At 43.2% G+C, this 2,541-nt stretch carries 3 protein-coding genes; 1 reads left to right on the top strand and 2 read right to left on the bottom strand.

The features are described 5' to 3' along the window. On the bottom strand, positions 1-292 hold a 292-nt coding region (locus tag PLA23_RS05010; protein WP_324474259.1), incomplete at its 3' end, for a TolB family protein. Positions 293-406: 114 nt separating this feature from the next. Between PLA23_RS05010 and PLA23_RS05005 the strand changes: the two genes are divergently transcribed. After that, complete coding sequence (locus tag PLA23_RS05005) at positions 407-931, top strand: hypothetical protein (RefSeq protein WP_324474257.1); 525 nt, start codon at positions 407-409, stop codon at positions 929-931. A 522-nt stretch (positions 932-1,453) separates the two neighbouring features. Here the strand turns inward: PLA23_RS05005 and PLA23_RS05000 are convergent. Next, positions 1,454-2,541, bottom strand: a 1,088-nt coding sequence (locus PLA23_RS05000) for a hybrid sensor histidine kinase/response regulator (protein ID WP_324474256.1), incomplete at its 5' end; no start/stop codon positions are given.

Here is a 2,541-nt window from a genome sequence, read left to right as displayed (position 1 = left end):
GGTTTCCATATTTTTGCGACTGCCATACTACCCATCCAGATGAAACACTCGGGAACCAGTCTCCCCAGGGTGTATTGGTAACCTGCACTTCTGCCTTTGTGGGTATGTGATAGGCATAGATATCTCCCCGTGAATGGGCCCCATTACGCCAGTCCTCCCAGACTATCCAGTCTTTGTCAATATCCGGCTGCCAATGTATTTCAGGAACATGACAGATTATCTCCTCTTCACCTGAAGACAGATTGATAAGGATAATGGCTTCATATCCGTATCGCTCATCCACAAAAACCACATTATTACCTGATACTTTTGGTGTCGTCTTTCGGAAAGAGCTGGAGTAAACCTGTTTTATCTCCCCGCAGGTCTGATTCCGGATATACACACATTTATCGATGCCGGAGTGGGAATGGCATTCCTCTTTCTTCTGTGTATGCTGTATTTCTCACTTGGTTATGTCTATTTATACGAACATGGACTGGGGGCACCTGAATTAGATCTGATTCTTGAGATAATGTTTATGGTTATGAATCTTGGTCCCAATGGCGTCATTCTCTTTTCCTTTGTCTGTATTATAGCCCTGTTTTGCAGCCTTTTGGGCGGAATATATGGTCGGGCACGGGTCCTTGAGACAACCCTTCCCCGGGCAATCCCCGGATTTTATGTGACACGAATGAGATACCTGCTTATTGTGTTTTTTCTTGTACTATCAGCGGGAATTTCGGATTTATTTTTCACTGCTGCATTAGCTCGTGAGTTTATTGCAATCCGTCTCATCCTGTTTAGTGTTCTTGGCACTCTGCTCATTTGGCTTGACCGGAGTTTGGGTATTCAGGAGCGTGGATCTTTTTTTTGGTACAGTATTATGGCAATGGGAATCCTTGTATCCTTCCTGATAGGGCTTGATCTGTCCATTCGGCATTTTTTGCTATAAATTGCTTCTCACCTGTTCATTTGGTCAATCAGTCCGGATAATCATTTCTGCAGTGATGGATGCCGTAAAAAAAACTCTATTGCGGTTTCCAAGCCCCCTTTTGGTGTTCCTTCAATCCGGCCAGTCAGGAATGTTGACGGTTTATCTCTCCTTACAAAAGGGGTAGATAGAGAAATTGCATCCGGAGAGATATCGGTGAGACGAAAGAGTGGTATGGAAGTATTTCGGCGTTTTTCTCTTATATCCTTTGTATATCATATTTATAGTTGCAGCTTCGAACCGATCGGAATGGATTCTGATATATCCTGATGGTACAGACTGATTGAAAGAACCGGATACTTGCGTTTATGAGGTTACCATGATTACAGCGTTCAGAGCTATATGCCCTGATCCGGTCTTTTGCTGATTTTTCTTCAGGGGAATGATGGTTCGGATATCTGACTTTCCCAGGCATTCCGGCGTCATAAATCTGGGAACGGCAATGAACAGAGTGTTTCTTTCCGATACTATACCACTACCAAATCAGATGTCTTTATCAGAGAATCGTATCGTTCCTTCAGGGCAGATGATCTCAAACCGTGCCCCTTTCTCAAACACCCCGGTCTCTTCTATCATAATGCCGGTGATAGATAATATCTCCCGGGAGAGGAATAACCCCTGCCCGGTATTTTTTCCATACTGATACTGAAATATCTTCTGTTTTTCATCAGGTTCAACACCCAGACCGTCATCCTCACAGATAATCCGGCTGGTGCCATTCATCTTCTCAAATCTGATACATATTTTTGTGATTTTATCCCCATACCTGACAGCGTTCTCAATGATATTTGAAAACACTTTTTCAATGAGAGGATCTGCATAGATCTCCAGATCTTCAGGGAGCTGATTCTCAAGAGTTACATGATGAAGAGAAGTATGTTTCAGGGATTTTATCACAAGATTCCTACAATTATGCCAGATTGGAGTCTTGATACCTATCTCCTGGTATTCTTTGGTAAATTTTACCGTGTTTACCGTTTGTCCCAGAATTGAAACCGCCTTGTCAATATATGCCCATGCAAGGTCAGGATTTTCATTCCGGTCCATTGTTGCAAGCTCCAGATACCCCTGCAATGAATTGAGCTGGTTGAGAAGATCATGCCTTGTAATGCTTGCCATAAGCTGCAGTTTCTTATTCGCATTCCCAAGAGCTGTTTCAACCATCTTTCTCTCATGGTTTTCCACAGACAAATCATGATTACTCTTCTGAAGTTCCTCAAGGGTTTTCTGCATCTGATCATTCATATAATGCAGTTTCTCCTGAGCGATCTGCAGATCTGAGTTATTTTTTATTGCAACCTCATAGGTCGAGAGGAGAATATTAATAATCTGCAATCGGGTTGCCGTGATGGTATATGACCGGTCCGAGAAGACAACCGTGAGAGGAGTGGGGCGGTCATTTGGATCCGGTTTGTTCATCGTCTGGAGAATGCTCGCAATCCGGCTATGGATTATATCAGGAGTATATGGTTTGATAATAAAATTGTCTGCTCCTGCCTCAAGACCTCTGATAACATCGACCGGATTGAAGAGATGGGTAACCAGTATGACCGGGATATCGAAAGTTTCCG

This window comes from Methanospirillum sp. (genome assembly GCF_035406105.1).
Classification (GTDB): domain Archaea; phylum Halobacteriota; class Methanomicrobia; order Methanomicrobiales; family Methanospirillaceae; genus Methanospirillum.
The sequence above is the reverse complement of the archived record's forward strand: the minus strand, read 5'-3'. Positions and strand labels throughout refer to the sequence as shown.

Excerpts from the sequence above, each read along its gene's own strand:
- PLA23_RS05005 (WP_324474257.1), top strand. The coding sequence starts at position 407 with ATGGCATTCCTCTTTCTTCTGTGTATGCTGTATTTCTCACTTGGTTAT.